This window comes from Paenibacillus cucumis (ex Kampfer et al. 2016) (assembly GCF_019748695.1).
In the GTDB taxonomy this organism is placed as follows: domain Bacteria; phylum Bacillota; class Bacilli; order Paenibacillales; family Paenibacillaceae; genus Paenibacillus; species Paenibacillus polysaccharolyticus.
The window spans coordinates 1-25113 of the sequence record NZ_JACLIC010000011.1; the positions used below are offsets into that span (position 1 = coordinate 1).

25 protein-coding genes, 1 pseudogene and 1 riboswitch are annotated in these 25113 nt (G+C 48.2%); of the genes and pseudogenes, 19 read left to right on the forward strand and 7 right to left on the reverse strand.

Annotated features, from left to right (window positions below; all coding sequences use genetic code 11):
• From H7T88_RS07720 to H7T88_RS07730, 3 genes and pseudogenes are all read left to right on the forward strand, one after another.
• Positions 1 to 385 (forward strand): annotated as a pseudogene (locus tag H7T88_RS07720) (phosphoribosylglycinamide synthetase); the annotation flags it as partial.
• Between the two features lie 299 nt (positions 386 to 684).
• Positions 685 to 1656, forward strand: coding sequence for a M15 family metallopeptidase (locus H7T88_RS07725; RefSeq protein WP_221787983.1), 972 nt, complete (start codon positions 685 to 687; stop codon positions 1654 to 1656).
• Between the two features lie 192 nt (positions 1657 to 1848).
• Positions 1849 to 2247 (forward strand): RidA family protein, encoded by a 399-nt coding sequence (locus H7T88_RS07730; RefSeq protein ID WP_123067305.1) that lies wholly within the window; start codon positions 1849 to 1851, stop codon positions 2245 to 2247.
• A 239-nt stretch (positions 2248 to 2486) separates the two neighbouring features.
• Here the strand turns inward: H7T88_RS07730 and H7T88_RS07735 are convergent, their stop codons facing one another.
• Positions 2487 to 3548 (reverse strand): copper amine oxidase N-terminal domain-containing protein, encoded by a 1062-nt coding sequence (locus tag H7T88_RS07735; RefSeq protein ID WP_221787942.1) that lies wholly within the window; start codon positions 3546 to 3548, stop codon positions 2487 to 2489.
• A gap of 250 nt (positions 3549 to 3798) precedes the next feature.
• Here H7T88_RS07735 and H7T88_RS07740 point away from each other — a divergent pair, with 250 nt between their 5' ends.
• Together H7T88_RS07740 and H7T88_RS07745 are read left to right on the forward strand one after the other, a co-directional pair.
• Positions 3799 to 4275 (forward strand): GNAT family N-acetyltransferase, encoded by a 477-nt coding sequence (locus H7T88_RS07740; protein ID WP_154891364.1) that lies wholly within the window; start codon positions 3799 to 3801, stop codon positions 4273 to 4275.
• Between the two features lie 38 nt (positions 4276 to 4313).
• Complete coding sequence (locus tag H7T88_RS07745) at positions 4314 to 5384, forward strand: Gfo/Idh/MocA family protein (RefSeq protein ID WP_154985307.1); 1071 nt, start codon at positions 4314 to 4316, stop codon at positions 5382 to 5384.
• A gap of 172 nt (positions 5385 to 5556) precedes the next feature.
• On the opposite strand, the gene H7T88_RS07750 is transcribed toward H7T88_RS07745, so the two are convergent.
• The gene (locus H7T88_RS07750) at positions 5557 to 5925 is read right to left on the reverse strand and encodes a hypothetical protein (RefSeq protein WP_154891360.1); all 369 of its coding nucleotides are present in this window, start codon (positions 5923 to 5925) and stop codon (positions 5557 to 5559) included.
• Between the two features lie 118 nt (positions 5926 to 6043).
• Complete coding sequence (locus H7T88_RS07755; protein WP_221787944.1) at positions 6044 to 8764, reverse strand: UvrD-helicase domain-containing protein; 2721 nt, start codon at positions 8762 to 8764, stop codon at positions 6044 to 6046.
• 355 nt (positions 8765 to 9119) lie between these two features.
• Between H7T88_RS07755 and H7T88_RS07760 the strand changes: the two genes are divergently transcribed.
• Both H7T88_RS07760 and H7T88_RS07765 read left to right on the forward strand, forming a co-directional pair.
• Positions 9120 to 9938: a zinc ribbon domain-containing protein gene (locus H7T88_RS07760; RefSeq protein WP_154985310.1), complete on the forward strand. Its 819-nt coding sequence runs from the start codon at positions 9120 to 9122 to the stop codon at positions 9936 to 9938.
• A 60-nt stretch (positions 9939 to 9998) separates the two neighbouring features.
• Complete coding sequence (locus H7T88_RS07765; protein ID WP_221787946.1) at positions 9999 to 10802, forward strand: TrmB family transcriptional regulator; 804 nt, start codon at positions 9999 to 10001, stop codon at positions 10800 to 10802.
• Positions 10803 to 11401: 599 nt separating this feature from the next.
• On the opposite strand, the gene H7T88_RS28685 is transcribed toward H7T88_RS07765, so the two are convergent.
• The gene (locus H7T88_RS28685; protein WP_260510782.1) at positions 11402 to 12199 is read right to left on the reverse strand and encodes an NUDIX hydrolase; all 798 of its coding nucleotides are present in this window, start codon (positions 12197 to 12199) and stop codon (positions 11402 to 11404) included.
• Between the two features lie 79 nt (positions 12200 to 12278).
• Here H7T88_RS28685 and H7T88_RS07775 point away from each other — a divergent pair, with 79 nt between their 5' ends.
• Positions 12279 to 12581: a hypothetical protein gene (locus tag H7T88_RS07775; protein WP_090918571.1), complete on the forward strand. Its 303-nt coding sequence runs from the start codon at positions 12279 to 12281 to the stop codon at positions 12579 to 12581.
• A gap of 280 nt (positions 12582 to 12861) precedes the next feature.
• Here the strand turns inward: H7T88_RS07775 and mscL are convergent, their stop codons facing one another.
• The gene (mscL, locus tag H7T88_RS07780; RefSeq protein WP_221787948.1) at positions 12862 to 13356 is read right to left on the reverse strand and encodes a large conductance mechanosensitive channel protein MscL; all 495 of its coding nucleotides are present in this window, start codon (positions 13354 to 13356) and stop codon (positions 12862 to 12864) included.
• Positions 13357 to 13619: 263 nt separating this feature from the next.
• A riboswitch (purine riboswitch) is annotated at positions 13620 to 13719 on the forward strand.
• A 234-nt stretch (positions 13720 to 13953) separates the two neighbouring features.
• Here mscL and H7T88_RS07785 point away from each other — a divergent pair.
• Positions 13954 to 14541 (forward strand): xanthine phosphoribosyltransferase, encoded by a 588-nt coding sequence (locus H7T88_RS07785; protein WP_221787949.1) that lies wholly within the window; start codon positions 13954 to 13956, stop codon positions 14539 to 14541.
• A gap of 1 nt (position 14542) precedes the next feature.
• Positions 14543 to 15904 carry a nucleobase:cation symporter-2 family protein gene (locus tag H7T88_RS07790; protein ID WP_090918565.1) on the forward strand — a complete coding sequence of 454 codons (1362 nt, stop codon included), beginning with the start codon at positions 14543 to 14545 and terminating at the stop codon, positions 15902 to 15904.
• A gap of 346 nt (positions 15905 to 16250) precedes the next feature.
• Here the strand turns inward: H7T88_RS07790 and H7T88_RS07795 are convergent, their stop codons facing one another.
• Both H7T88_RS07795 and H7T88_RS07800 read right to left on the reverse strand, forming a co-directional pair.
• Entirely contained in the window at positions 16251 to 16589 is a 339-nt protein-coding gene (locus H7T88_RS07795; RefSeq protein ID WP_090918563.1) for a DUF4870 domain-containing protein, read from the reverse strand.
• A 71-nt stretch (positions 16590 to 16660) separates the two neighbouring features.
• On the reverse strand, positions 16661 to 16933 hold the full coding sequence (locus tag H7T88_RS07800) for a transposase (protein WP_221787950.1): 273 nt from the start codon (positions 16931 to 16933) through the stop codon (positions 16661 to 16663).
• A gap of 395 nt (positions 16934 to 17328) precedes the next feature.
• Between H7T88_RS07800 and H7T88_RS07805 the strand changes: the two genes are divergently transcribed.
• From H7T88_RS07805 to H7T88_RS07845, 9 genes are all read left to right on the forward strand, one after another.
• Entirely contained in the window at positions 17329 to 17517 is a 189-nt protein-coding gene (locus H7T88_RS07805) for a hypothetical protein (RefSeq protein ID WP_017690840.1), read from the forward strand.
• A 217-nt stretch (positions 17518 to 17734) separates the two neighbouring features.
• Positions 17735 to 18478 (forward strand): type I methionyl aminopeptidase, encoded by a 744-nt coding sequence (map, locus tag H7T88_RS07810; protein WP_260510783.1) that lies wholly within the window; start codon positions 17735 to 17737, stop codon positions 18476 to 18478.
• A 558-nt stretch (positions 18479 to 19036) separates the two neighbouring features.
• The gene (coxB, locus tag H7T88_RS07815) at positions 19037 to 20089 is read left to right on the forward strand and encodes a cytochrome c oxidase subunit II (RefSeq protein ID WP_154892194.1); all 1053 of its coding nucleotides are present in this window, start codon (positions 19037 to 19039) and stop codon (positions 20087 to 20089) included.
• A gap of 71 nt (positions 20090 to 20160) precedes the next feature.
• A complete protein-coding gene (gene ctaD, locus H7T88_RS07820; protein WP_423246124.1) occupies positions 20161 to 22011 on the forward strand; it encodes a cytochrome c oxidase subunit I in 1851 nt (616 codons plus the stop codon).
• Positions 22008 to 22634: a cytochrome (ubi)quinol oxidase subunit III gene (locus H7T88_RS07825; protein WP_090918554.1), complete on the forward strand. Its 627-nt coding sequence runs from the start codon at positions 22008 to 22010 to the stop codon at positions 22632 to 22634. Before ctaD ends, H7T88_RS07825 begins: the two co-directional genes overlap by 4 nt.
• 3 nt (positions 22635 to 22637) lie before the next feature.
• Entirely contained in the window at positions 22638 to 22958 is a 321-nt protein-coding gene (locus tag H7T88_RS07830) for a cytochrome C oxidase subunit IV family protein (RefSeq protein WP_090918552.1), read from the forward strand.
• A 162-nt stretch (positions 22959 to 23120) separates the two neighbouring features.
• On the forward strand, positions 23121 to 24053 hold the full coding sequence (gene ctaG / locus H7T88_RS07835) for a cytochrome c oxidase assembly factor CtaG (protein WP_221787953.1): 933 nt from the start codon (positions 23121 to 23123) through the stop codon (positions 24051 to 24053).
• A 32-nt stretch (positions 24054 to 24085) separates the two neighbouring features.
• Entirely contained in the window at positions 24086 to 24550 is a 465-nt protein-coding gene (locus tag H7T88_RS07840) for a DUF420 domain-containing protein (protein WP_090918548.1), read from the forward strand.
• An 80-nt stretch (positions 24551 to 24630) separates the two neighbouring features.
• Entirely contained in the window at positions 24631 to 25002 is a 372-nt protein-coding gene (locus H7T88_RS07845) for a hypothetical protein (protein ID WP_154960588.1), read from the forward strand.
• Positions 25003 to 25113: the final 111 nt, after the last annotated feature.

The window sequence follows — 25113 nt, forward strand, 5'->3', positions numbered from 1 at the left end:
GGCGCATGCCGGCCTGCCGCGCGAAGCGCTGCTCGCCGGCGTGCTGGGATCATGGGCAGAGGAACTTGCCCATGATCCCAGCGGCCCGGGCCGCGCAGCGGAAACGGCGGGCCGCCCGCAGGCGCGGGCTGGCGAAGGCGGCGCGGCCGTCGGCGAGTGGATCGCCGAGGCCGCCGCAGACGGCGCCATGCACCAGCCGGGGCCGGGCTTCGGCGCCGTGGAGGTGCGGCTTGCGCAGCCGGGCAAACCGCCTGCGCTGCCCGAGCTGACCGCGCTGCTGCCGGGTGTGCCCGCAGCAGCCGGTCTGGATCTCATCCGCGAGCGCGTGGCTGCGCGGATGTGGCAGGCTGTCCAGAAGCACAAGGACAGCCCTGCAACCAAATGAGGCATCACACAAGTACAGCAGGGGAGATCACCGGATCGCCCCTGCTTTTTTGTGGAGCGTAGCTTTCATTTCCAGTTTCCATCTGAAGTTATCTAAGTTTGGGATGTTGCATTAAATGTACAGAAATAAAGGCTACGAGCTGTATAAAGGGTATATCTTTGCATAGAGACTGGGAGAAGGAACTCTTTACTGGTGGAGCTTATCGTACATTTAAGGTATACTGTCGCAGGGAACATCATAGTAACCATGAGAAAACGCAAAAAAGATATTCATTCTACTAAGGTGATAGGAGTTTTATGATGAAATCAGGAACAGGAAGACAGCACCGAATCGTGGTTCTGCTGTCCTCACTTATGATATGTGGAGCCTTGCTGGCTGCGTGCGGTTCCGGTGCGAACGAGAATCAGAACGCAAACGGAACACCTAACACGGAGCAGGGAACGGATGGCACAACCGTGCATTTGACCGATGAATCTGGCTCAGATGGCAAAGGCAATGCGGAAGGCGATAACACAGCAAATTCGGGTAGCGATGAAGGCACAGATAACGGCTCAGGCAGCGTATCTACCGGAGAAGGGAAGGGTTCTGCGGACAATGGAAGTGGTGGTGCAACAGCAGAAGATCCGCTCATGGAGAAACGCAGCATCAGCGCTCTGCAGACCACGATTGACTCCCAATCGGTGGTTACTAATGCGGAGGCCATGACGGTCATTGTCAACAAACAGCGTAGTCTGCCGGAAGGTTATGAGCCGAGTGATCTGGTCGAGCCTGACGTGCCGTTCTCATTCGAGGGGCCACATGAGAAACGTCATATGCGCAAAGAAGCTGCGGAAACGCTGGAGAAACTGTTTGCCGGTGCCAAAGCAGACGGGATTGAGCTTCGTGCCGTGTCTGGATATCGGTCTTACAAGCGTCAGGTATCCATCTACAACAATAATGTGAAAACCAAAGGGGAAGAGTATGCTTCCCGTGTAAGTGCCGTTCCAGGCCGCAGTGAACACCAGACAGGTCTTGCCATAGATGTATCCAGTCCAAGCGTGGGCAATGTGCTGGAGGAGGTATTCGGCTCATCCAAAGAAGGCAAATGGCTGGATGAACATGCTGCCGAATATGGCTTTATCATTCGTTATCCGAAAGGCCAAGAGAGCAAGACGGGTTATGTATATGAGCCTTGGCACATTCGTTATGTTGGTGCAGATATTGCACCCGATGTTGTAAAGAGTGGTTTAACGCTGGAAGATTACTTTGACGAGGCTAATATTAAACTTTAATTTTCTTTGTACGTTAAGCAAATCCCCCTGAACACTTAACCTTACTTAAGGTGAAAGTGTTCAGGGGATTTTTGAGTTTGAGGAAAGGCAATAAAGTTGAAATCAAGTTTTAATCGTTGATTGAGATGAGTACGGACTGATATAATTCATCTTTAATCCAATAACGAAATGACATAAAGCGAGGTTAGGAAAATGAGCAGACAGCAGGTATTTACGGGCTCCCCTTGGGAACCACTGGTTGGGTATTGTCGTGCAATTCGTGTGGGTAACCGGGTAGAGGTTGCCGGGACAACAGCAATGCAGGATGGCGTCGTTGTGGGTGCGGGTGACCCGTATGTGCAGACCAAATTTATTTTGGAGACGATCGAAAAAGCGCTGAAAGAGCTTGGTGCAGACTTGACCGATGTGGTTAGAACACGTATGTTTGTCACGGATATTTCGAAGTGGGAAGAGGTTGGCAAAGCACATGGCGAATTCTTCGGACAGATCCAGCCTGTAGCTACGATGGTCGAAGTAAGTGCGCTCATTGACCCCTTGTTGATGGTGGAGATTGAGGCTGAAGCAATTATAGAATCTTCAGATGAGGCTTGATCATATTTTCTCTATCCGGAAAACAGAAGAAATATAACAGATAACAGATACTTACCTTAGAATGCATACCTTAGAAGTTTTGATACTTACTCATTTGTGAAAAAACCTTTCCACGCCCTGACAGAAGACAGGAGGGAAAGGTTTTTAGCTTTTCTAGCCTTTACTCGTCATTCCACATGTACTCTACTTTACTTGCCTGTAGGCTAATTCTAACTTCCTATCGGCACATCCTACCGCCTTTACTCGGCTTTGGGCTGAACTGCCGGAATCTCTACAACCACTTTCCAAGCTGTCCCGATTGGAGGCAGGCTGCGTGTCAGCATCGGGCTATAGAAACCCATCACTTTGGCACCTTTAGTCAGTTGCTCGGCTTTTACAATTTCGCCTCTCTGGTTCACTAGCGAAGTTTCTTTGTTGATATTTAAAATGACATGATCTGGTGCAGTCTCAGCCAGACGTGTACCTTTAATCTCAATCTGGGACACCGTGCCGTCCTTCATAAATACATTTTCAATCGTACCTGAGGTTCCAAAAAGTTCTTGAGGTTGCGCTGCTGTTTCAGCTGCTGTATCCAGTACAGTTACTTTATATGTCGGTGTTTGTGGAGGCAGACTTTTGGTCATCATCAAGGAGTGCTCAGCTTCTACCATCATACCGATAGACAGATCGGCCAGTTTAATCTCTTTTCCCTCTGCGGAAATGAAAGTTGTTTTCTCGCTTAGGTTCAGCACGATACCATCTGGCCCTGCGCCACCAATCTGAATGGATTGATATTTATCCTGATTTGAAATCCGGGTAATCACGCCGCGTTCTTTAACCGTTTTGACGTCCTCCTCACTTCTAATCTCCACCTGATCTCCCGTTGTGCTTACTTGGGCATGTAGGACTTTCTCCGCAAAAACAGCAGGTACGTAAAGTGTTCCCTCCTTGATTTCAGGAGCTGTACCGAGGGTCAGCAGCATTTTGTTTACAGAGTAACGATCTTTACCCGCAAAAACCTGAGTCCACAAGGCGCCGCGAGTCAGCTCTGCGGACTTATCTTCCTTATGCCATTTCAAATCGATTCCGAGAGCTTCGGTTAGCGCTCGAAGCGGGATCATGGCTGCCTTATCGTCTTGAGTCCAATATCCGTTAGCAACCGCTGCACCATTGACGGATACATGTACAACTCCTGTAGTACTGCTCGGGGCAGAAGTGACGGTTTCCTGCATAGGTTGTACCGTGTTATCTACTGAAGCAGCATAAGCAGCCCCACCGCTCAGTGCCATTGAAAGAGCCATGATGGTGCTTACCTTTTTCATGTTGTTTTTCATTCGTAATCATCCCTTCTCATCTGCGTTGTGTCGCGGTAAACTTTTATACAGATCACCGCATCTCATCTTTACTGACGGGATAACCTGTCTCAGTGTTGCAGTAGGATATAAACACTGTAAGCGCCGTATGTTCGTTTCAATTCGGAATATTGCGTAAGGAGCAGGTTATCAGCAGTAGGATTAGGTTAATTTCAAAGTATGCGGATCATTTCGTGCCAGATGAGGAGGAAACGAACCGATGAGTGATATGTTGGTCGCACTTTATCGTCTGCCTGAGCAACACGGCGGGCTGGAAAAACTGAAGGCCGCATCCATTGTCATTCGCAGAGCTATTGCTCCGGAGAAACAGCAGGTGCTGAACTGGGTGAGAACCCATTTTAACCAGCATTGGGTAGATGAATGTGATGTCGCCTTTGCCCGACAGCCTGTGACCTGTTATATTGCGCTGGAGCATGGAAGAATGATTGGTTTTGCCTGTTATGAAGCGACCTGTCGTAATTTCTTCGGCCCTACTGGCGTAAGCCTGGATGCCCGTGGAAAGGGTGTTGGTACTGCCTTGCTACTGGCTTGTATGCATGCGATGAGAGCAGATGGCTATGGATATGCAATTATCGGATCGGCTGGGCCAATGGACTTCTACAAACGAACGCTGGGCGCGGTGGAGATTGAAAATTCAACACCAGGTATTTACGAAGGCATGCTGCGGGCAGACTAGACGTTAACGAAGTTTTGGAAAAGGGAGGGAGGACGAAGATGAGCACCAAGCAAATGCTGCATATCGGTATGATTGGCACAGGTTCCATCTCGGATCTTCATATGAGGTGTTATGCCAAAAATGAGGATGCCGTCATCTATGCCATCTGTGATCTGAACGAGGAACGGGCCAAAGCAGCCGCACAGAAGTATGACGCTCAGTCCGTGTATACGAACTATCGTGAGATGCTGGAAGACCCGCATGTCGATGCGGTCAGTATCTGTACATGGAATAATACCCATGCGGAATTTGCCATTGCAGCATTGGAGGCTGGCAAGCATGTGTTGCTGGAAAAGCCGGTGGCTACGAATGTGGAAGATGCGCTACGGATTGAGGAAGCGGTGAAAAAAAGCGGACGGACCTTTGTTGTCGGCTTTGTACGCCGGTACGATAACAACATGCAGATGCTGCGCAGATTCATTGATGCCGGCGAGTTTGGCGAGCTATATTATGCGAAAGCGTCGATTTTGCGGCGCCTGGGTAACCCGGGCGGCTGGTTTGCGGACAAGGCTCGTTCCGGAGGTGGCCCATTGATTGACCTGGGTGTACATATCATCGATCAGTGTTGGTACCTCATGGGTAGACCGAAGCCTGTTTCCGTCAGCGGGAATACGTATCGTAAACTCGGCAATCGTGCGAATGTGGAACATCTCTCATTTTACAAAGCGGCAGACTACAGTGCTGCGGTCAATAATGTCGAAGATATGGCCAATGCCCTGATTCGTTTTGAAAATGGCGCTTCTCTGGCGGTAGATGTGAGTTTTACCCTCCATGCCCGTGAGGATGAATCCTTTGTTAAGCTGTACGGTGAGCGCGGTGGATTTGAACTGGAGCCCAAAACACTGATTGTCACCGAGAAACATGACACCATCATGAACATTGAACCTCAGACAGATCATTCCGGTCTGGATATACACGGTGCTTTCCAGAATCAGATCGATCACTTTGTAGAATGCTGCCTGAACGGTACGCCGCCTATCAGCCCGATTGCGGATGGGGTGGCCTCCACGCGTATGCTGTGCGCCATCTATGAGTCTGCCGAAAAAGGGCAGGAAGTACGTTTAGATTAGACGTTGATAATATAGAATATAGAATATAACGAATATAAAAAATAAATAATAACGGAAAGTTGAATCATGACTATTCTCGCGGGAAATTCCGCTGACAGAATAACCCTCCTTCTAAATGGTAAATGGAGCAGAAGGAGGGTTATTGCTTTGGTTATAGGATGGTTGCATTTCATCATTTATTCATCGGTGAGTTTTCATATCCCGGGTCATCGTAATCCGTATTCTGAAGCTTTGGAAGCACGTCCATGTCCTCTATAGCCTGTCGGGTCTCCGTTGTACCATGATCGTAGAGGAAGGTGTACAGCATCGTCACGCCGTCTGTTAATCGTTCATTTCCATCGTCGTGGTCTGCCGATTTGTAAGGTACGGGGGCCCGCTGTAACGAGTAGTCGTCCCCATCCTCAAGTACTTTCATCAGATCTTGCAATGTTGCCAATTGTCCATCATCCACAAGGACTTCGAACGGAGTAGATTCGTTTCTCGTTCGTTCAATAAGGTTATGAGTTACCGACACATACAGATGTTGTTTGCCTTCCTGCATAATCCAACCCCCATTTCAATATTGAAAAAAAAAGACCATTTTACTGTTGAATTGGAAAAAAGACGCTTCTACTGTTAATAAACAGCAGCAAGCGCCCTGAAACGAAGAAGATGCTTCTCTATTTTCCAAATCGATTCGTCATTGGAACCTGCCGGGTGCCGGCAATCATCGTTCCTGAACATAGTGGACAGACAGGAGGGCCAGAGTTGGCCTTTTTCGTGGCTTTACCGGAAGGCACAGCCGGTTTCTGCCTCAACCATGCTTTGCATTTAGTCGAGCTACATTTCCAGACAGCTACCGTCTCTGTCCGCTCGGCTTTGTCCACACCTGATCGAGTAGAATCAGCATGCGTGGAAGCGCTGGAAGTGGAGGTTGTAGCGGCAACTTTTGGATGTAGACCTGGTGTGCTAAAAGCTTTATGATCTCGAATAATTCCGCTGCCGCGTTTCTCGCTGAGACGATCTTCATCCCGCTCATCCAGCATCTCCATTTCCCGATGATCCTTATGGTTAATTGCACTACGCTGCCGATCGTGCTGCACATAAGATGAAGTTTGATGTGTAGTACCACCCTTACCATTTTCACGTCTGCCTTCATCTTTAGCGTTACCGATGCTTTTCCAGTTTCCGTTGCTGCTTCGGTTGTTGCTATTTCCGTTGTTGCTATTTCCGTTGTTGTTCCTGTTATAGCTTGCGTGTCCATGATTACTAGATGACGACGTGCTGCCGCTGCGTGCCTCTTCCCGTGGTTTACGTTTGTCTGGAACCTCCATGCCAAAGGCTTCAAGCAAGAAACGCGACACATCAGCAGGTTTGCCGTGATGGCTTGCGGGTGATGTCACATATAAGTGTTGCTTCGCACGGGTAATGGCTACATAAGCGAGTCTGCGTTCTTCCTCCAAAGCCATATCCAATTCAGCATCCGTCTGCTGCACGGTGAGTGCTGCCTTCTGATCTTCCGGAATATACTGACGCAAGGCGGTACTGTGCGGCACAATGCCTTCACTGGCTCCGATCCAGTACACACATGGGAACTCCAGTCCTTTGGCCCGGTGAATGGTCATGAGCTGCACCGCATCACTATCCTGTGCCCGGCGCAGTGATTCCATCTCGCGATGTCTACGGGATAACTCGTCTGCGAATTGCACGAATTCTTCCACGGTTTCGAACTTTTTGACAGCCGCTTCGAATTCATCCAGTGTTTCCAGCATCGTTTCCTTATAATGAGTAAAAATAGTCGGGTCGCCGCTTTCCATATACTTATCGTAGAACTGACGGCGCATCTCCTGAATCGCGATAATCGGCTTCAGCTTGTGCAGAGATTTGATCAGCTTGATGCGTTCCTTGACCTGCTCCTGTTGAAAAGGCTTTAACTTGTCCCATTTGCTCAGATGGATTAGCGGATATTTCTTGGCCTGTTCCTGCTCACAGCGCTGGATATACTCCAGACCGGCATCCCGGGACACATACAGCGGGCCGAGTGCGCTTGGCAGAGCATCCATCGCTCGTGGGTTCAGAGACAGGCGCATATGATCCATTAACGGCTTAATCAGTGACTGATCATAGAACACCGGAGCGGCCCCGTGTTGTACAAAGGGCACATCCTTAAGCACCAATTGCTCAAATACCGCCCGGCTGCTACTGGCGGTCCGGTGCAAAATAGCAATGTCCCGATATGGAAACTGTCCTTCCTCCACCTGCTCACAGATCTGATTCACGACCCAGGCGGCTTCTTCCTCGGCGTTAGATGGTGTAGCGAACCGGGGCGCATCCCCGCGTTGTCCTGCCGCACGCAGCCGTTTGTCACGTCTGCGTTTGTTGCGTGCGACCAGCTCGCTTCCAAGTCCCAGAATACGCGCATCACTACGATAATTAATATCCAGCGTCACAATACGTGCACCTGGGTATACTTTATCGAATTCCAAAATCGATTCCTGCCGTGCGCCGTTGAACGTATAGATCGTCTGGTCATCGTCTCCAACAACCATCAGATTGCGGTGTGCTCCAGCGAGCATCTGTACAATCTCGTATTGCAGCCGGTTTGTATCCTGAAATTCATCAACCATAATGTATTGAAAACGCCGCTGCAGCGGCTTTAACACCGCCGGATCCCGAAGCAGCGCAGCCGCGCGCAGCAGGATATCATCAAAGTCCATTTTGCCGCGATCCTGTTTCCAGCTTTCGTATCCGAGTAATACCCGCTTGGCATCGCGCTCGTCCTGCGTTTTCTCCGGCAAGTCTGCCGTGTCTGAACCTTGCATCTTCCAGGCGGACAGCATCGCCAGCAGACTCTCCGGCTGAAACGCCTCGCTCATGCCATTTTGGCGAAGAAGCATTTTCAGCACCGTATGCTGGGCCCGCGACTCACCAAAAATGTCTTCCTGTACCCCGTAATGGCGTAGCAAAGTCAGCGCAAACGAGTGAAAGGTGCGGGCCTGTACCGCTCTTGCTGCAGCAGGTCTAATCCCTGGCAAAGCAGCAATCCGGTCCTTCATCTCCGCAGCGGCCTTGTTGGTAAACGTCACGAGCAGAATGCTGCCCGCGTGTACACCGCTGACTTCCATCAGGTAGCCTGCTCTCGCAGCGAGTACAGTTGTTTTGCCGCAGCCAGCACCGGCGAGGGTGAGAATAGGCCCTCTGCCATGACGAACAGCCGAGATTTGCGGACCATTGAGTTTAATGCCGGCTTCTTCAAGCGAGCGGAAATAATAGGCGTCCTGCTGATCATCACCCACAAGCTGCCGGCTGGTTTCCAGCGGCGCCGAGGGAGATTGAGGCAAGGAGGACGCGGGGGTCACCCCGAGCGGACGGGGGTAGAACGTTGAGTTCGGACTTAACATGTTTCATCCACCTCTGTATACATTCAGGGATTGAATAATCCCGTTCAAGAGTAAAGAATTTGCCCTTTTCACAATCGCATTGTAAATTGGTAAGATAGAGTAAGTTGCGAATCCTGCGTGTTCCATTCATATGGAGTCAAAGTTCCATTATACCGAACGTATGGTCTTGACGAAAGCCCCTGTTTTGATCCAATATCCGCATAAAATGGGGTGGCAGCGCGATTTTTCGCAACTTTTTGGCTTCATATCGTATAAGTTATATATCCAGAGCATCTCGCATGTTGCGAATTGCTCACCTACTAACTAATGAAGAATAATAATGATATTGTTTTGACGGGACAGAGGAGGAATTGTGATGAAACTGCTTCAGCGCATCAAAAACGGAGCAAACAAAGCAACAGAGCGTGCTCAGCATGCCGTTGAGATTGGCAAACTGAATAATCAGATTGTGGGCTTGCAACAGGAACAGGAAGTCCATTTTACCGATATGGGCCGCATCTTCTATGAAGGTTATCGTGCACAGGATATGACGCTCGCTGAAAAGGAAATGGTAGATCTGTCTAATCTGTGTGACGAGTTACAGGATGAGATCGACGCTCTGCGCAGCAAGATTGCCGAGTTGAAAAATGAACGCCTGTGTGAGTGTGGACACGTTGCATCACTGGATGCCAATTTTTGTCCGAAGTGTGGACGCAAATTGGGCGAATCCAAACCGGGTGCAGCTGCATCGGGAACGGCCGGAGCGGCAGGGGTTGCCAAAACGGCAAATCATGAGACGGCAGCTGCACAGAACCCGGTTACGGAGCAGTCGATTTTTGATGCACCGCCGGCTGTGGAAGAACATGAAGAGACCGAGCCGTATCATACGGTTATCCCTTCGATTGCGGATCTGGATACGGAACCGGGATATAACAGCACCGAGTTTACGCTGGAAGAGAAGGAAGCGTTTGATGCAGAGTGGGAACGTCGCAGAGAAGAGGAAATGCAGCGGGAACGTGAGCGTCAGCAGGAGCTGGATGAGCGTATTCGTTATTGGAAAGAAAACAATCCGATCGTGAACACCGTAGATGTGCAGACGGAAGTGCCACGTGAAATGGTGAAGTGTCAGATTTGTGCATCCGAATTGCCAAAAGGCTCGAAGTGGTGCCCGCGTTGCGGAGCCGAGCAGATTTGATGCAGTAGACGTGCTGCCGTCAGGCAGTGCTGGTTGCTGACAGCATGGGGGGACAGAAATATGGACCAACTGCTGCATCATCTACGTCATCTCGGGTTCACCGAGATGGAATCTAAAATTATGGTGGAATTAGCCCGCCAGGGATCAGCCTCTGGATATGAGGTAGCCAAACGGCTGGGTGTGTCCCGTTCCAATGTATATGCAACCTTGCAACGACTGGAATCAAGAGGATTTCTCCGGTGCAGTCCGGGAGAACCTGCGAAGTACAGCATGTTGAAACCGGAAGAGATGACACGCATGATCTCTGATCAGATGCATACTTCTCTGGATTACGTCGAGCGAAGCATGCCGAAGAGCGAACCGGAGAAACCTGTGTTTTACAATGTCGAAGGCGACAAAAATGTTCTGGAGAATCTGAGTCGTGAACTTGCCGCAGCGCAGCACGAGATTGTAGTGGATGTGTGGCGCGAGGAAGCAGAACTGCTTCGAGAGGAGTTGCAACAGGCTGAGGCTCGGGGTGTACGCTTATTGTGGTCCTGTGAAGGTGGGGAAGGTATGGTAGATCAGCCGCTTCCTTTGCCAGGATTGCCCTCACATGGCATGGGTAACGGGCGTAAGTTCTCGCTCGTTGTAGATCGCCGCTGGTGCATGCTGGGCATGCGTGGGGAGTCATGTCCTACGCAGGCCGTGGTCACAGCTCATCCGGTAATGACCGGATTGCTACTGAATCATTTTGCACAAGAACTGGTGCTGTATGAACTGGAGCAGGATATGGGTGAAGAGTTGGAAGATCGCTACGGACGTCGATATGCAGACATTGCTGCACGGTACTGGTCTACACCTGCACCAGATCATGAACAGTAACACTACAGTAGCAGGAGAGCTCTTACGGGAGAAATAAGAAATACCAAAAAGGACGAGGCGCGAACAAAAGGGTTCGTCGCGGCTTCGTTCTTTTTGTGTTGTTTTGTGTTGCTGATCGTGGCACCTTATAGCCTCTTTGTCTAGCACATACTCGAAAACCTACGGCTTGAGCGCTAACGATCACCACAAGCCTTATTTTGGCGAAATCGACCTCTTTCAGATTCTAACGATCCTCAGGAACGCTATTTCGTCCAAAAATCATCTTTTCGCCGCCAATAGAGCCAATTATGCCTAAATAGCGTCTCTGGTGATCGTTACATTTCACGAGACCCCGAAATGGGGCAAATAACGTTCCCTGTGATCGTTAGAATTTTTCTGAGCCCAAGCTCGCGCACATTCACTTTAGGTGGTTCGTGAGTACAACGATACAATTCAGAACCCAAATGCAGTGATGCTTGTTACAGCATTGGTTTGCCATCCGGTTGATAGTAAAGGAATGCTTCTGGAATACCTAAAGGGTAATGTGATTGGAATAATGAAGGTAATCGTCTAGGGATGAGTTAAACGTATGAAGTGATGCTATTTTTGAGAAAATGAAGTTAGACCCCATGTACTCGTTTCAAAGCTTCGAGTACGTCGATATAATACGTGGAGCCATGCGGCACAAAATCCGCCGTGCTTACTTCGCATATGAGGCGTGCAGCACTGGCGGAATGCTCATAATCGCCATGATTGGACGAAAGGTCGGTTGATGTCATTGTGATTTCTTGGGTGCACTCAGACAGTGACTCACCAGTTCGTGGGGATGTGGATATAGGTGTGTTATCCAGTGATGGTGTAGATAACGCTTTACCTTCTTGCACAAATGTCCGTTGTTGTGCACGCACACCGGATGCTTGAACGGTATCCTTCTCTTGGCGGAACAGGGCGAGCAAGTCATCCAGTGGCGCCTCATAGAGACTGTCCACCTCACTAGCCTGGAGAACATAGGATTCCAGTGGCTGGTTCAGGCACAGACCGTAGACAGCACTGAATTCCCGATCCAGAAACGGAATGCCGCGCACCTCACCCTGTAGTTGTTGCGTAGCCGTGAACAAATAAGTCAGCGCATCGAATGAGGTATGCACACCGAGCTCTTCTTCGAGTTCACGATGTGCATCCTGTAGCTGTTCACCGGCTACGAGGTGGCCTGCCGCTGTGATATCATAATATCCGGGAAAAGTATCTTTAATATCCCGTCTTCGCTGAAACAGAACCATGCGCTTGTCGCCTTCGTCACGCACGATCCAGCAATGAAAGGAACGATGCCAATAACCTTTGGCATGAACCTCATTTCGGGGTGCTGTACCGATCCATTGTTGCTGATCGTCATAAATGTCGAAACGTTCTGGGGTCATGAAACGTATCTCCTTATATAGCAGAATTTAAAGTTCAAAATTTCACAAAGTATCTTTTTAACGAAAGGGGAACGATTGTATGGAATGCATTGTACACTTTCAGGTGATTTATCCGCAACCTCAGGAGCGTAAAGCGCTTAGGGGACTTATCTTTGTAGGGCAAGGTCAGGAGCCGGCCACGAGTCAGCTTACGACGATGTTCAAAGACATGGGATTTCATGTTCGTTTGGAAGACGAAGCACAGTTGTTGTTTAAACCGACGGATGCCAGCGCCAATTTTGAATACATTCGGGTTACTGAACTGGATACCGGGGAAGAGGTCTACAAGGAAGACAAAGATCTCAAATCGATTCTGGAACACTTGCTGCCAAAACGTTTCTAAATAAGAGACGCATGACCAGCATACAGCAATCACAGTAAATAAAAAAAGGTCCCACCATTAAGGTGGAACCTGAACATTTGCAGGTTTGATGTACTTTATACGCGTATGCATAGCTAAAATAGTTTTCGATCAAACAAGAATGAGTATGCTTAAATGCTCTATAGATGCAGACAATAATCATTACATAAGCGTACATTGGCTTAGATGTCATTGCTGTATCAAGAATCAAACCTGCATTTGCTTTATTTATATTTGCTCTACACATTAATAGATCAGACCCTTATGCCGGAGCGTTGCTTCCTTCAGCCTCGAGCTCGGAAGTGCATTGGGAACAACGAGTAGCTGCAGCCGGAATTTCGGACAGACAGTACTTGCAGGCTTTCGTTGTTTTTTTCGGCTCAGGCTTGGCATGCTCTTTGCGTTTCAGATAGTTAATGCCTTTAACCAACATGAAGATACAGAACGCTACGATAATGAAATCAATCATCACATTGATAAATTGACCGTAAGCAATGACGGTGGCACCGGCTTCGTTGGCTTGAGCCAGTGTCGTGATGTCTTGTCCACCGGCTGTCTTTACGTCAGGGTCAAGGTTAATGATTTTTTGGCTGAAATCGATCCCGCCGAGCAGTTTCCCAACCGGTGGCATGATGATATCATTCACAAGGGACGTAACGATTTTTCCAAAAGCAGCTCCGATAATTACACCGACCGCCAGATCAATGACGTTGCCGCGAACAGCAAACTCCTTAAATTCTTTCAGTATGCCTTTCATGTAACAATCTCCTTTAACGACTAGATTCGGAACGCATCCTCCAAGGTAAGTCCCGTCAGGATACGCTTTTGTTCTCATATTGTACATAAAAATTGAAAATCAATCATCCCCCATTATGCAAAAGAAACATCGTTTCCGCAAATTCCATGAAAATACCTCTTTATTTCAAGCCGCCAATTCGGTATACTTCTAACATTGTCAGTGAGATTACACTTTTACATTCAGGTTCGCAATTATACATGGATACGAATCGTGAAGCCAAACTGAATTGAATAGCCGTTACTCGTATATGTGCAGGAATAGGCCTGCATGTCTCTACCCGATCACCGGAATGATTGGACTACGGGAAGGATGCTTCTACGCTCTGCGTGGGTTAAGGTTAGGTCTGCCTAAATACATAGGTATGGCTTCCTGAGCCTCACCCTGTGGCGTATGCAGTGTTCGAGCGGCTTGTGTCCGTACAGGAACAAGTCCGTCTTTCCCGTCTCCGGTTCATGCCGCAGGTGTGGACAGGCGGGCTTTTTGTTTTTTTACCCGGGAGAGATATTGTGGAGCAGACTGTACATGGCGGTAGAGGGCATTTGGGAGGAAAAAACGATGCAATTGTTAAAAGACAAAGTAAGACAGGAAGGCATTGTCCTGTCCGAGCAGGTACTCAAAGTAGACTCATTCCTGAACCACCAGATGGACCCCGTGTTGATGAAGGAAGTTGGCAAAGAGTTCATCCGCCGTTTTGAAGGGGAGAACATTACACGTGTGCTGACGATTGAATCATCCGGCATTGCGCCGGGTATTATGACCGCACTGGAACTCAATGTTCCGCTGATCTTCGCCCGTAAGCAGAAGTCACTTACCCTAACCGAAGATATTTTGGTGGAGAAAGTGTATTCCTTTACCAAGCAGGAGACGAATGAAATCAAGGTAGCGAAGAAGTTTATGAATCCCGGCGACCGCGTGCTGATCATTGATGATTTTCTGGCGAACGGCGAAGCTGCATTTGGCCTGGCTCGTATTGTAGAACAGGTTGGCGCGGAAGTCGTTGGGATCGGGATCGTGATTGAAAAAGCATTCCAGCCGGGAGGCCGTCTGTTGAAAGAAGCGGGTTACCGCGTGGAATCTTTAGTTCGTATTGGAGCACTGTCCGATGGACAAGTAACCTTTGCAGATGAGGAGGGCACGAACTAGTATGGCACGCGAACGTATTTTTCAACGTCACCGGCATCCGGCCAAAACCTTCTCACTTGGCTTGCAGCACGTACTTGCGATGTATGCAGGAGCTGTCATTGTCCCGCTTATTGTTAGTAGCGCACTTGGATTCACACAGGAGCAACTTACCTATTTGATTGCGATCGACCTGCTTGCTTGCGGTGTAGCTACACTGCTTCAGGTCTGGGGCAATAAATATTTCGGCGTTGGCCTGCCAGTTATGCTGGGCTGCGCCTTCCAGGCCGTATCTCCGATGATTATGATCGGGAAGAGCAGCGGCGTATCTGCCATTTACGGTGCCATTATTGCCTCCGGTCTGTTCGTTCTCATTTTCTCTGGTTTGTTTGGCAAACTCATTCGGCTCTTTCCGCCAGTGGTTACAGGTTCCGTGGTCACCATTATTGGTCTGACCCTGATTCCGGTAGCATTTACCGATTTGGGTGGGGGTCAGAACGCGGCGGACTTTGGCAGCGGTGTACATCTGTTGCTCGGTTTCGGTGTATTCATTTTTATCATATTAATGACACGTTTCACTACAGGCTTTGTACGCTCTATCTCTGTATTAATCGGTTTGTTCGTTGGCACAGTGGCTGCTGGCTTCATGGGTGAGGTGAAGTTTGCTCCCGTTCTTGATGCAAGCTGGTTCCATATGGTTCAGCCATTTTATTTCGGAAGACCGACCTTTGAGATTGTTCCTATTCTGACGATGATTCTGGTCGCGATTGTCAGTGTGGCCGAATCTACGGGCGTATTTATGGCTCTGGGCAAAATGTTGGACAAGGATCTGACCTCCAAGGATTTGGCGCGTGGATACCGTGCAGAGGGACTGGCTATTGTGCTTGGGGGGATTTTTAACTCGTTCCCTTATACAACGTATTCGCAAAATGTAGGGCTTGTACAGATGACTCGTGTGAAGACACGTGATGTCATCGTTGTTGCAGGCGGTTTGCTGATCGTTATTGGCTTTGTCCCGAAAATTGCTGCTCTAGCTCAGCTTGTTCCCGGATCAGTGCTTGGCGGTGCCATGGTGGCGTTGTTCGGTATGGTGATTTCGTCGGGTATTCGCATCATTGGCACTCAGGTGGACCTGAACCGTCATGAGAACCTGTTCATCATTGCATGTTCTATTGGCATGGGACTAGGGGTGACGGTGGTACCGCAGTTGTTCGCAGGTGCACCAGCCTGGGCTCAGATTATGCTGGGCAATGGCATTATTGCAGGTAGCTTTACGGCAATCTTTATGAATTTGTTGTTTAATGGCCTCGGCAGTAAAGAAACAGCTGCCCAACTGGCTGCACAGCATACAGATGAGATGGCTCAGGAGAACAGCAAGACTGCATAAAGGTGAGGTAAGGAGTAATGTAAGGCTGGATAGGATTATGGCTTGGAGTGGGATTCTATCCCTTCATAAACTGGCCGGAATCGCTGTTCCTTTTAGCCTGATGCTTGGTCAGAAGGGTTATTATGTAAAGCGTACATGATGAATGATTCACGTCATAAAGCATGTTGACTCAGCATATAAATGATTTATTTCTTATATTATTCACGTTATAAAATATCAATGCGATGAAGTATAAGTTAACCTTTATTTTGGACAGTTAACATAATTTACACACAGCAAACACCGAAACAATGGGTTCAGCACAAACCATTGTTTCGGTGTTTTCTTGTTATTGCACGATACGATATTATAGGTGCCGCATCTGCTTCTCGGCAAAATCACCAACCCAAGGTAGCTTAAGCCATTTTCCTTGCAGACTTGTAACGACGGTCAGGAGCCATACGATTACACCTAGCAGGGATAACAGTGAAGCTACAAGTGGACCAAACAGTGGGAGAAAGGCCGACAGTACATGCCCAACCATAATCAGTCCGAAAACCGTCACGGATTGAAGGGCATGGAACAACACAAATCGGCTGCGCTTCTCCACGGCTAGAAAGATGATGCCGCCTACAAAAGTGAATAAATAACACAACATGCCGGCTATATTTTCATCCAGACCGCTGGACGATTTCATGGGAGACATTCGGCCCAGCCTCCTTTGTCCTTTTTATATAGGCTATGTAGGAGGTGGACAGAACTGAACCGATGAATGGATTAAGTTTGAATCTGTCTGCGAGGACTGGTTATTTTCCCTTTTTTACCTTCATCATCTTCCTTGGGCACCAGACGCTCATCTGTTTTTCCTTCATGATGATTATCAAATGCATACTCTGTCAGCTTCCATTCGGTCTTGCCGAGTACGAGGTCGGCAGGAAACTCTTGCCCCCGGTGAAGGTGCTCTTCCTGCCCGGCTTCATTGACATAAACGCCGTCGACCTCAACCTTTTCATGCGAAAGGGGTAACATATCCTGTTCTTTTCGTTCCATAACAGGTCCTCCTTTTAGTTCCATATAGTTAACTAATTTGGTGATCCAAGATAATATCCCCCGAATAGTTGCGGGTTATGCTGGATAGATTAATCCGTATAGAATAAACATTTTATAAAATATGATTCGGAATTAAACTTTTTGGGCAGTAAAACCGTTATATATATTAGGAAAAATCGTCAAGTCGTAACGAGGTTCCGAATATGATACAATAAGATTATGATTCAACCTGAATCATATCGGGTATTTATAGTGTCAGGTACTTGCTATTCGGCGAGGTTCCCGACCTAAAGCTTGCTTTAAGCCGCGCACACAACTTCATGAATGGCATTTAAGACTTATTCGGCGTTCTCTAAACGGAGCATTCACTTTCAACGTTTTGGGAGGGAATTACAATGGCAACGAAAGGTCACAATGAGGTCAAAGAAAGTTTGAGGGAAATGACTCGGATTTTCCGTCCTAAAGATCCAAAAAAATTCGTGAAGGAGTATGTGAGAAAATACCGGATTACGGGTGGATATGAGGAAGAATTGACTTCTGTCGTTGAGCATGAACTTGTCAAGATGGATTCTTCCGTATCCTGAAACAACACCAACTTCTGATTATACTGTTCCAATATGAATAGAACCGTCTCTCGGGCCTTGGCTCCGGCAGACGGTTTTTTTTGCGTTTGTGGAGTCAATTAGCATGTATCTATATTATCTTGGATTTGGTGTCACTTTAGGGGCTTTGTTCTGAATTGCCTGCATATACATGGAAGTATACCTACAGCAGGAAGGATGAAGGCATGTGGACCCTATATTGAAAACCAGAGAAGAGATTGGCTACATGCAAGAAGCGGGACGGATATTAAAAGAATGCCATCAACATATTGAACAGTACATGGTTCCAGGCACCACAACAGCGGAGATTAACGAGCGCGTTGAAGCCTTTCTCGCGGATCATGGAGCCACACCTGAGCAGAAAGGGTATAAAGGTTATCCCTATGCTACATGTGCTTCCGTCAACGATGTGGTCTGTCATGGGTTTCCTGGGAGCCAGGCACTTGCAAGTGGAGATGTCGTGACGATTGATATGGTAGTAAACAAAGACGGTTGGCTTGCTGATTCGGCCTGGACATATGCCATAGATGAACCGAGCAGATCTATTCGTCGGCTTATGAAACGTACGGAAAAGGCGCTTTATAAGGCGATAGCACAGGCCGTTCCAGGGAATACACTTGGAGACATTGGTAGCGCAATTGAACGAACGGCACGATTGTACCGATATGGAATCGTTAAACCGCTTATCGGCCATGGCATAGGGCAATATATCCATGAGCCACCGAATGTACTGCCTTATGGAAAACGAAAAACAGGAATGATGCTTACTGAAGGTATGGTCATAACCATTGAACCCATATTCACGAAGGGTAGCTCCGGGGCTGTGGTGTGGGATGAGGATGGCTGGACAGTCCGAACGCTGGATGAAAGCTGGGGCGTGCAGTATGAACATACCGTAGCCATTACCAAGGATGGGCCGTTGATCCTAACGGATGGAACTTAAACGAAAATTTCCCCTCTATAATTGAAATGCTGTAAAGCTGGCGTGAATGCTCCATGCAAATATCGACTTGAAGATCCATGGGGCAGAATCGTCCATTTCCAGTTGGTGTGGTAATCGTTTCCTGAAAAGGCGAAGAATCTTTTTGCATAATCTTGCATGTTTTTATTGTGATAAAAGTCGCCAAGAAATCTGATATCATCACCGAAATTTGGCAAAATTTTTCAGTGGTTAATTGTAATACTTTTAAGTGAAATCGTTTGCAAACCAAGTTGTGATGCGGTTTTATACATAAAGTGAACAATTTGTGAACATGTGTCCAAAGATTGACAAAATCATACCCTCAACTTATATTTAATAAGTGATTGAAGCATATAGAATGAATTGGAAGAATGCGCAGACATGCCCTGGACAGGAAATGACGGGAGTACTGGAAGCGTTATTTTTGTAAGCATCCTATATGATGAAGAGGATTATGTGTATCGTGCTGAAACGTACATGTGTTGCCTTTGTACCGACGACAACGTAATCTACGAAAACGTAAAAAAGTGGGGTAGATCAATGATGAAACAGTGGCAGGTTGCAAAGCGAATTCTCCCCTTGCTGGCGGTGTTCTCTTTGCTGCTATCCGCATGCGGGCGGGAAGACTTGTCAGTAATGAAACCTCAGGGTCCTGTGGCGCAAGGCCAATATGATCTGATGAAGCTGTCTATTGCGATTATGATCGTGGTGCTCATCATTGTATTTGCAATTGCTGCCTATGTCCTGATTAAGTTTCGCAGACGAGCCGGGCAGAATGAAGTACCCGAACAGGTTGAAGGCAATTTCAAGCTGGAAGTAATATGGACAGCCATTCCTCTATTGCTGGTCATTATTTTGGCTGTACCAACAGTTCAGACGATTTTTGCCCAAGGTGAAGATTTGTCGAGCGACAAAAACGCAGTTAAGGTCCAGGTAACCTCACATCAGTATTGGTGGGAATTCACTTATCCTCAGTATGACATAACCACCGCTCAAGACCTCATCATCCCGACCGGAAAGAAAATTGCATTCGAATTGAAAACCGCGGACGTGCTTCATTCCTTCTGGGTGCCGTCACTTGCGGGCAAAATGGACACAAACCCGGATGGAACACTGAACAAATTCAGCTTCTCTGCTCCAAATGAAGGCGTTTACCGTGGTAAATGTGCTGAGTTATGCGGTAGATCTCATGCTTTCATGGAATTCAAAGTTAAGGCTGTTAGCCAGGAGTCCTTTGACCGCTGGGTTAACGCGATGAAAGCGCCAGCTGTGCTTCCTGAGGACACACAGCTTGCTGAGAAATTCAAAACGAACTGCCTGTCTTGCCACGCTGTAGGCGATCAGGGCGGACCTGTTGCACCTAACCTTACAGGTATTGGTGGCAAGGAATCCGTTGCAGGTATTTTGCTGAATCAACGTGAAGGTCAGGAAGAAGGTAAACCGGTACTGGATAACATGAAAGAGTGGCTTCATGATCCACAAGCTGTGAAGCCGGGCAATACGATGCCAAGTCCGAAGAGTCTGGGACTGACGGATGAAGAAATCGACGGAATTGCCGAATATTTGGCCAATTACAAATTGGACTACGAATAGAACAGCAAGGATGAAGAAGGGGGTACACAACCTTGGCTCATGCGCATAGCGTCAAGCGGTACAAGGGCTTGATGGACTGGATCACCACCGTCGATCACAAAAAAATCGCCGTTCTTTACTTGATTGCAGGCGGACTTTTCTTCGGCATTGGCGGAATTGAAGCCATTTTGATCCGGATTCAACTGATGAAGCCGATGAACGATTTTGTATCGGCGCAAGTGTTTAATGAATTGATTACGATGCACGGAACTACGATGATTTTCCTTGGCGTGATGCCGATTATTTTCGCCATTATGAATGCGGTGGTCCCTTTGCAGATCGGGGCACGTGACGTAGCGTTCCCTTTTGTTAACGCTCTGGGCTTCTGGACATTTTTGTTCGGTGGTTTGTTGCTTAATCTGAGCTGGATCATGGGAGGCGCGCCGGACGCAGGCTGGACATCATATACACCTCTCTCCGGTTCGGAGTATAGCGGAACACACGGTGTAGACTTCTATACGATCGGTCTTCAGATCGCCGGTCTGGGTACACTCATCGGGGGCATTAACTTCCTGGCTACCATTATCACCATGCGTGCGCCAGGCATGTCCTATATGCGGATGCCGATGTTTACCTGGACCACGTTTATTACATCAGCCATTATCCTGTTTGCTTTTCCTGCCATCACGGTGGGCCTTGTATTATTGACGTTTGACCGTATTCTCGGTGCGAATTTCTTCGATGTTGCAGGTGGCGGTAACCCCGTGCTCTGGCAACATATCTTCTGGATTTTCGGACACCCGGAAGTTTACATTCTGATCTTGCCGGCATTCGGCATTATCTCGGAGGTTATTCCAACCTTCTCGCGTAAGCGGTTGTTTGGATATAGCTCCATGGTATTTGCAACCATTCTGATTGCCTTCCTGGGCTTCATGGTATGGGCGCATCACATGTTTACGACAGGTCTGGGTAACGTGGCCAACGCGTTATTCTCGATCTCAACGATGCTGATTGCGGTTCCGACAGGGATCAAAATCTTCAACTGGCTCTTTACGATGTGGGGCGGACAGATTCGCTTTACGGCGGCCAATCTCTTTGCTGTCGGATTTGTACCAACCTTCGTTATGGGTGGGGTTACCGGTGTCATGCTGGCTTCTGCCCCGGCAGACTTCCAGTTCCATGACACGTACTTTGTCGTAGCTCACTTCCACTATGTTATTGTGGGCGGATTGGTACTGGGGCTATTCTCCGGACTCCATTACTGGTGGCCGAAGATGTTTGGTCGTATTCTAAGTGAGTCACTCGGGAAGTGGACATTCTGGACATTTATGATCGGGTTCCAGCTGACCTTCTTCGTACAGCATTTCCTCGGTCTGATGGGGATGCAACGCCGGATTGTTACATACTTGCCGAATCAGGATTTTGACCTGCTTAACCTGGTTAGCTCCATCGGGGCGTTCCTTATGGGCGTAGGGGTCATTATCTTCCTGGTGAACATCGTCATCACGACAAAGAAACCAATCGATGCACCAAACGATCCGTGGGAAGACGGCCGTACACTGGAGTGGACGATTCCATCGCCGCCGCCAGAGTACAACTTCAAACAAACACCACTGGTGCGTGGTATCGATGCATATTGGAAAGAGAAGATGGCAGGCAACAAGGAGATGACTCCGGCGGAGCCGGTAGGTTCCATTCATATGCCATCTGCTACACCGTTGCCATTTGTGATGTCGGTAGGTATTTTTATCGCCGGACTTGGACTAATGTTCAGCAAAGACAAATTCGAATTGGAATTCATGAATTTCATTTTCAATAATTATATTGTGCTTATTATCGGTCTTCTCATTACATTTGGTGCGATGGCACTGCGCTCATTATATGACGATCACGGCTGGCACATTGAACCCGAGGATCAGGACGAGAAGGGGGCGAGAACATGACAACCTCACATGCCGAGCCGGTAAACGGCAAACTGCCGCACGAACCAGAGAAGGCAACGCTGGAAGGACGCAACAAGCTGATTGGCTTCTGGCTGTTCCTTGGCGGTGAGACGGTACTGTTTGGTACACTCTTCGCGACCTTCCTCGCACTTCGCGGGCAGACCAATGATGGACCTACAGCGAATGAACTGTTCCATCTGCCGCTTGTGGCAGCAGCAACGTTCATCCTCTTGGTCAGCAGCTTGACGAGTGTATTCGCCATTCAGGCGATGCACAAAGGGAACCGAAATTCACTGGCTTTGTGGCTGGGGATCACAGTTGTTCTAGGTCTGGGATTCCTTGGTCTGGAGATTTACGAGTTCTACGAGTACGTGAAACATAAAGAGTTTGGCATGACCACGAGCGCCTTCAGTTCGGCATTCTACACGCTGGTCGGGTTCCACGGAGCCCACGTTGCATTCGGTATTGTGTGGATCGGAATCATTATCGGGCAACTGTTCAAAAAAGGATTAACGGTCGTAACCGCACCGAAAGTCTATGTCTCAGCCATGTACTGGCACTTCATCGACGTTGTGTGGGTGTTCATCTTTACGGTCGTGTACCTGCTCGGAAAGGTGGGGTAACACATGTCCGCTCAGGATCAAAGTGATCAACAGCCGGTGAAGCACCGTCACCGTGCGGAAGGGCCTTCGAAGCATGTCGTCGTGTTTATTTTCTCCATTATACTCACGTTGATTGCCTTTGCAGCTGCTGCAGCCGGAGGGGTTAACACAACCTTCACCATTATTATTATGGTTGTCATGGCCATTCTGCAGGTATTTGTGCAACTTGGTTACTGGATGCACTTGAAGGACAAAGGCCACTTGATGCCAATACTATTTATGGCCTTTGGATTTTTTGTAGCCTTTACATGTATTATTATGGCCCTCTTCTGGGTCTGGTGGTAAGAGAGATGGCGGCGGCGAATGCCGCCGTCTTTTCCCCTTTTATACGAGTGAATGATGAATTTGCATCTCTGGATCGTTCCAATGTACCGTCATCAAGAGAGTATGACATCGTGGTAAGTGAAATAAATGTTCACCAAAACAGGTCACGGGGAGGTTTCCCGTATGCTCGGGTTGCAATATTTTAGTTTTGACGACTTATGGAGTCCGCTTATTCTTGCTTTATTTTTGATTATTGCGGCAGCCTATCTCGTATTAGTGGGTCCGTTCAGCGAGAAAGTACAGGGCGCAGAGCCAGCAACTACCGGACAGAAAATCATGTTTCTCGCAGGTCTGTTCGCTCTATATCTGGCACAAGCGGGTCCCTTCAATCTACTGGGTCATGTAATGTTCAGCTTCCACATGGTGAGCATGGCATTATCCTACCTTGTTGCTCCGCCATTGATGATGAAAGGTTTGCCGACTTGGGTATGGCGCGGTATTGTGCGCTGGCTGCCTACTCGCAAGCTTTCCTTCCTGGCGCATCCCATTGTAGCGGCAGTGTTGTTCAACGGACTGTTTTCCTTGTATCATCTGCCCGTTGTGCATGATTATGTCATGTTGAATTTTACTGTTCACCGGTTGTACTATATCGTACTTTTTATCACATCCATGCTGATGTGGTGGACTTTACTTAACCCTCTGCCAGAGGGTAGACAAGCTTCAGGCTTGTCAAAGGTTGGATTTATCTTTTTGAACATGGTGCTGTTAACGCCTGCATGTGGATTAATCATTTTTGCTTCCGAACCGCTGTATCAGACGTATAACAACCCGGCCATATGGGCTGAAGCGATGAGGTATTGCGTATCTGGCGACTCCTCGGCAATTCTTCGTTCATTCGGAGGGCCGGCGTTCTTTAATGTCCTGTCTTCCACGAAGGAGGATCAGCAGGTGGGTGGGATTCTTATGAAGTTTATCCAGGAGGGCATCTTTGTGTCTATGCTGGCTTATGTGTTCTCTCAATGGTATCGGAAAGAGAGACAGGAAGAGGATGATGATCTCTCGCCTGCTGGTGGCGGTAAAGAGCAGGGGCCGCTCAATCCGGCCGCCAAATCGTGAGTTTAATGTGACGACAAAAGGGGGAACACACGATGGATATGTATTTTTGGCTGCCTACAATCAGTACTTCGTTCATTGTGCTTAGTGCGATACTTGTGGCGATTGGCTGGGCTTTAATTATTCGTGGTAAACGTGAGGCACACCAGTCTGCTATGGTAGCGGGAGCGATCGCAGCTCTAATCTTTTTTGTAATCTACATGTCCCGCACTGTATTTGTTGGTAATACGGCTTGGGGCGGAGACCCGGATATGGAGATCTTTTACCGCATCTTTCTGATCTTTCATATTATTCTGGCCACGGTTGCCGCTGTATTTGGTATCTCGACACTGGTACTTGGCTTCAAAAAGAATTTTGGAAAACATCGCCGTTGGGGGAAATTTACCTCCATCATCTGGTTTGGCTCCGCACTGACAGGTACGGTGGTATATGTGTTGTTATATCTGCTCTATCCGGGGGGACACACAAGTCCGGTATGGGAAGTTATCCTCGGCGCTTAAATGGATGAATCTCGCAGATGATTAGTCCATACCATCTCTCTTATTCATTCATAGAATGAGTTTGAGAGGGGGGAACCAAAATGAAAAAAACAGTCAGCATCAGTCAGACGTATCCTCGTCTTACCGTGTATTCCGAAGAGAACTACAGAGGAAGAAGCCGCATTTATCGTGGTAACACTGGACTTCGCAACCTGGACAATATTTTGGACGGGGTTGAGAGCCTGCGCTTCTTTTCAACGAGTTCGAATGCAACACTTGTGGTGTTTACACGGCCAAACTTCCAGGGAGGCTTCCGTGTCTATCGCGGGAACACCAATCTGAGAGATTTGGATGACTTGATCCGCGGCGAAGATGTAGAGTCGTTGATCTCCACCAATCAGCGTCTCACTTTGGCTGAGATTCGCGCCATCCGTAGAAACCGCAGCTTGCCAACAGGCTACAACCTCGTGTAAGACATGAGCTTCTTCTGCTATCAGGTGACCGGAAAAGAAAAAGAAAAAGAAAAAGAGCTGTGCCCTTCTGTGATTGATTCACAGTGCCGGGTACAGCTCTTTTTCTAATGA

Bases quoted from the DNA above. Each gene is read 5' to 3' on its own strand.
- H7T88_RS07725 (WP_221787983.1), top strand. From the start codon at position 685: ATGAAATCAGGAACAGGAAGACAGCACCGAATCGTGGTTCTGCTGTCC.
- H7T88_RS07730 (WP_123067305.1), top strand. From the start codon at position 1,849: ATGAGCAGACAGCAGGTATTTACGGGCTCCCCTTGGGAACCACTGGTT.
- H7T88_RS07735 (WP_221787942.1), bottom strand. From the start codon at position 3,548: ATGAAAAAGGTAAGCACCATCATGGCTCTTTCAATGGCACTGAGCGGT.
- H7T88_RS07740 (WP_154891364.1), top strand. From the start codon at position 3,799: ATGAGTGATATGTTGGTCGCACTTTATCGTCTGCCTGAGCAACACGGC.
- H7T88_RS07745 (WP_154985307.1), top strand. From the start codon at position 4,314: ATGAGCACCAAGCAAATGCTGCATATCGGTATGATTGGCACAGGTTCC.
- H7T88_RS07750 (WP_154891360.1), bottom strand. From the start codon at position 5,925: ATGCAGGAAGGCAAACAACATCTGTATGTGTCGGTAACTCATAACCTT.
- H7T88_RS07755 (WP_221787944.1), bottom strand. From the start codon at position 8,764: ATGTTAAGTCCGAACTCAACGTTCTACCCCCGTCCGCTCGGGGTGACC.
- H7T88_RS07760 (WP_154985310.1), top strand. From the start codon at position 9,120: ATGAAACTGCTTCAGCGCATCAAAAACGGAGCAAACAAAGCAACAGAG.
- H7T88_RS07765 (WP_221787946.1), top strand. From the start codon at position 9,999: ATGGACCAACTGCTGCATCATCTACGTCATCTCGGGTTCACCGAGATG.
- H7T88_RS28685 (WP_260510782.1), bottom strand. From the start codon at position 12,199: ATGACCCCAGAACGTTTCGACATTTATGACGATCAGCAACAATGGATC.
- H7T88_RS07775 (WP_090918571.1), top strand. From the start codon at position 12,279: ATGGAATGCATTGTACACTTTCAGGTGATTTATCCGCAACCTCAGGAG.
- mscL (WP_221787948.1), bottom strand. From the start codon at position 13,356: ATGAAAGGCATACTGAAAGAATTTAAGGAGTTTGCTGTTCGCGGCAAC.
- H7T88_RS07785 (WP_221787949.1), top strand. From the start codon at position 13,954: ATGCAATTGTTAAAAGACAAAGTAAGACAGGAAGGCATTGTCCTGTCC.
- H7T88_RS07790 (WP_090918565.1), top strand. From the start codon at position 14,543: ATGGCACGCGAACGTATTTTTCAACGTCACCGGCATCCGGCCAAAACC.
- H7T88_RS07795 (WP_090918563.1), bottom strand. From the start codon at position 16,589: ATGTCTCCCATGAAATCGTCCAGCGGTCTGGATGAAAATATAGCCGGC.
- H7T88_RS07800 (WP_221787950.1), bottom strand. From the start codon at position 16,933: ATGGAACGAAAAGAACAGGATATGTTACCCCTTTCGCATGAAAAGGTT.
- H7T88_RS07805 (WP_017690840.1), top strand. From the start codon at position 17,329: ATGGCAACGAAAGGTCACAATGAGGTCAAAGAAAGTTTGAGGGAAATG.
- coxB (WP_154892194.1), top strand. From the start codon at position 19,037: ATGATGAAACAGTGGCAGGTTGCAAAGCGAATTCTCCCCTTGCTGGCG.
- ctaD (WP_423246124.1), top strand. From the start codon at position 20,161: ATGGACTGGATCACCACCGTCGATCACAAAAAAATCGCCGTTCTTTAC.
- H7T88_RS07825 (WP_090918554.1), top strand. From the start codon at position 22,008: ATGACAACCTCACATGCCGAGCCGGTAAACGGCAAACTGCCGCACGAA.
- H7T88_RS07830 (WP_090918552.1), top strand. From the start codon at position 22,638: ATGTCCGCTCAGGATCAAAGTGATCAACAGCCGGTGAAGCACCGTCAC.
- ctaG (WP_221787953.1), top strand. From the start codon at position 23,121: ATGCTCGGGTTGCAATATTTTAGTTTTGACGACTTATGGAGTCCGCTT.
- H7T88_RS07840 (WP_090918548.1), top strand. From the start codon at position 24,086: ATGGATATGTATTTTTGGCTGCCTACAATCAGTACTTCGTTCATTGTG.
- H7T88_RS07845 (WP_154960588.1), top strand. From the start codon at position 24,631: ATGAAAAAAACAGTCAGCATCAGTCAGACGTATCCTCGTCTTACCGTG.